Origin of the sequence: Leptolyngbya sp. AS-A5 (genome assembly GCF_039962495.1) — a bacterium.
Lineage (GTDB): Bacteria > Cyanobacteriota > Cyanobacteriia > Leptolyngbyales > Leptolyngbyaceae > Leptolyngbya.
In genome coordinates this window covers 1-2,993 of sequence record NZ_JAMPLL010000080.1, presented here as the reverse complement: position 1 = coordinate 2,993, position 2,993 = coordinate 1, and the positions used below count along the sequence as shown (strand labels likewise).

At 47.6% G+C, this 2,993-nt stretch carries 6 protein-coding genes; 3 read left to right on the top strand and 3 right to left on the bottom strand.

The genetic code is table 11. The features are described from left to right. The first annotated feature begins 248 nt into the window (after positions 1 to 248). Positions 249 to 461, top strand: a complete 213-nt coding sequence (locus NC980_RS26200; RefSeq protein WP_347272612.1) for a Mo-dependent nitrogenase C-terminal domain-containing protein — start codon at positions 249 to 251, stop codon at positions 459 to 461. Between the two features lie 61 nt (positions 462 to 522). Here the strand turns inward: NC980_RS26200 and NC980_RS26195 are convergent, their stop codons facing one another. Both NC980_RS26195 and NC980_RS26190 read right to left on the bottom strand, forming a co-directional pair. After that, positions 523 to 678, bottom strand: coding sequence for a hypothetical protein (locus tag NC980_RS26195; protein ID WP_242026968.1), 156 nt, complete (start codon positions 676 to 678; stop codon positions 523 to 525). Positions 679 to 969: 291 nt separating this feature from the next. Further along, positions 970 to 1,263, bottom strand: a complete 294-nt coding sequence (locus NC980_RS26190; protein WP_190377103.1) for a hypothetical protein — start codon at positions 1,261 to 1,263, stop codon at positions 970 to 972. A 462-nt stretch (positions 1,264 to 1,725) separates the two neighbouring features. Here NC980_RS26190 and NC980_RS26185 point away from each other — a divergent pair, with 462 nt between their 5' ends. Further along, on the top strand, positions 1,726 to 1,965 hold the full coding sequence (locus tag NC980_RS26185) for a helix-turn-helix transcriptional regulator (RefSeq protein WP_242026966.1): 240 nt from the start codon (positions 1,726 to 1,728) through the stop codon (positions 1,963 to 1,965). A gap of 275 nt (positions 1,966 to 2,240) precedes the next feature. Continuing rightward, on the top strand, positions 2,241 to 2,522 hold the full coding sequence (locus tag NC980_RS26180; RefSeq protein ID WP_242026956.1) for a transposase: 282 nt from the start codon (positions 2,241 to 2,243) through the stop codon (positions 2,520 to 2,522). Between the two features lie 110 nt (positions 2,523 to 2,632). On the opposite strand, the gene NC980_RS26175 is transcribed toward NC980_RS26180, so the two are convergent. After that, a complete protein-coding gene (locus tag NC980_RS26175) occupies positions 2,633 to 2,893 on the bottom strand; it encodes a transposase (protein ID WP_190377102.1) in 261 nt (86 codons plus the stop codon). Between the last annotated feature and the right edge of the window lie 100 nt (positions 2,894 to 2,993).

Below are 2,993 nucleotides of genomic sequence, written 5' to 3'. Positions count from 1 at the left end.
AAGATTGGCGGGAAATTACCTGTGTGAAAGATGCTGCGTAAACTTGAGCGAGACTGACGATTGAGAGATTTCCGTGCTTAATTTTGAATCTTCTCGGTTAAGTTGATAGTGCCATAAATCAGTATCAGACAACGCCACCCCTCTCTACACCACTGGCATCTAGGAGACTGATCATGTTGAACCTTACCTCCAACAAATTCATCGCTTCCCTCCTTCAACCCATCGCTCAAAAACTTAACGCGATCTAAATCCAAAACCCAGAAACCGCCCACTTCTTCTGTCGCCTGATTCCGGCTCAGTGCCCGTTTGAACGCGATATCCACTTCTTCAATCGTGTTCTGCTCCACATTCCGCCGATATGCAAATTGAATCCGTTCTATGAACAGTTGGTAGGACTGCGATTCAAAGCACTCTGTTACCTGGCTGATGTATGTGGGGAAGACATCACAGTTTATTGCTAATCATCTGGAAACTGCCAACAAGCAATACTCTCCACGCTCCGACTTCCACAAATACAAGCCTCTAGAGCAGAAGCGATCCATTCACGTAAGCTTCGCTCCACCGAAGGTGTTCACACTCATGACAATGACAAAGAATGCTGTGTCGATCAGCTGCCTGAATCGCTTCCTCCCACTGGCGCAATTCCTCTGGCGTGAGTTGTCGCGGAATCTCTGTCATTGGTAGTTTCTCCTGCGCGATCGCGTTAAGTCGATTTTCTTAGAAGTGGTGAAACTGCCATCATAATGATGTTTTGTCATCCTTACCAGTGAGATCGCGCCCCTCCTGTCACCGAAATTTTCTCACTGCACGAATCGCTCTCCACGCTTCCTTACGGTTAGGAAGTCTAGTAAGTCATCCACTGAAGCGGTATACCTGTCAGCCTCCGCAGCCGACCAAAGGAGCGCAACACATCCGAGGCTTCCTCAAAACTTGGCTCTGCGATGATCTCTTCTATTTTTGCCCGGAATGCTAACCTATCTCCAACAGAGCGATCGCATCCTGAATGATATCTGCCTGATTGTTTCTCACTCTCACCCGCGCACGTTCTAGAGGAAGAAGTTGATCGGGTAAAACGTCGATTTGGTGAATCTCTTCAGCTTCCAGGTATCGAACTCGAAGATAGCCGGAGCCGTTTTGTGCGAACCCTTCGGGAAGCGAAGCTAGCGCTAATCCAACTCGCACTGTTTGCGATCTCTTCGATTTACCCGCAAGGGGTCGCTCTGTTGTTGAAAATCGAATTGTTTTCGGCTCAGCGTCGCACATTGCAAACCTCGAAACTTCCAAAATGAACGTCACCGCTGTAGCGGACGGTGCATCACTTCACCCCACTTGCACACCTAGCGGCTCGATTCCGCCCAACAGCACCCTTCGGACGCTGTATTTCCTGAACGCATCTTGCTGCGGGAAATCAGGCTCAGAAGAATTCAGATTTTCACCCCTGTTAATTCACGGCTTCCAGATAGCAACTTTTATTGATCGCTTGTTCTGATTTCAGTCCGCAATGTTCTTTTGAGGATTGACTTTGTTAGATAAAGACCCAAATCTTTGAATACACCTTCCCGGAATTTTACCGTCTTAACAGGATGATCCGCCCTTAGCGGAAATAGTAGAAAAAAAATAGAATAATCTAGTGGATCAACCCTAAAACCGTTGCAGTTCGCCACAAATGCGTGTTTTCCACAAAAAGTGAGTTATTCTAACGATACGTCTCTCACATACTGGGCTATGAGTTTGTCTGTATCCCCTTCTTCTCTGACGTTCGCTCAATGGCTGCTATTGAAGCGCCGTCAAGCTGGGCTGCGTCAAAAAGATGTAGCTGACGCGATCGGTAGAAGCCATAAAACAATTAGCTCATGGGAAACTGGGGATGCGGTGCCGCGCCTCACACCAAAAGAAATGCAGATTCTTTGTCAAATCCTGAACTGTACGCTCGACGAGTTAGCAGGGTACGATACCGCAGCCTAGAGACCCTGCTTGAAAATCCCTACTCAGATTCTCAAGTCCCTCTACTGTAAGTTTTGCCTGTTAGAGACATAGCCTAGATTTGATTTCAAAGTGAGAGAAAGATTTAACGAATTGATCATGAAGAGATGTGTTTGCTGAGTGGCAAGTGCTGCCTCTTCTACGAATGGTGTTACTGATAGGTCTGAGCGTTCTAAGCTCGACTTTATCCATTTGAGGCTGGGAAGTAGAAAAGTTAGCACAATCAGAACAAGAATGCTGAATAGGTTCTGATGCAAATGCTACCGAAAGGCCTTTTAAGCTTGATGCTACCATTTGCCATGCTGTTTTCCAAGCGAGTATGGCAAAGTGCTTTAGTTCTGGTTGCAGGAGCCATTCTAGCACCGGGGAAATGCACGGTCAGTGCAATATTGCGGGTAATGGGGTTGGATCAAGACCCGCATTTCCAAACCTATCATCGAGTGCTGAATCGAGCGGTGTGGTCAAGTCGAAAAGCCAGCACGGTCTTGCTGAAGCAACTGGTGCGAGTCTTCGCGTCGACGGGAGTTCATGGGGATTGATGACACGATTGAACGACGTTGGGGCAGACGAATTGCGACACAAGGAATTTACCGGGATGCAGTGCGCTCAAGTCACGAGCATTTCGTCAAAGCGAGTGGACTGCGGTGGCTCAGCCTGATGTAATACCAATTCTCCAAATTGCGGCTACAGATAGTGCTTCGAGGATTGAAGCTCGTCCTGTAATTGACGCGATTGTCTGCGGTGATAATGCTTCAAGCTGCTGTGTCATCCAGAGACGCAACTCCTCTAAGGTTTTCGGCAAACGCCAGCGAAACCGCCGCTTGAGATATTGCCAAACTTGCTCAATCGGATTGAGTTCAGGACAATGGGGCGGTTGAAACAGCAAAATGATGTTGTTGCATATTTGCACAACTTCGGCACCTAATTCTCACCTTTCTTCGGCAGGTGATTCTCACTCAACTTCGGCAGGTCTAACGATAGCGTAACGGAACCGAATGAAAATTGCAAGC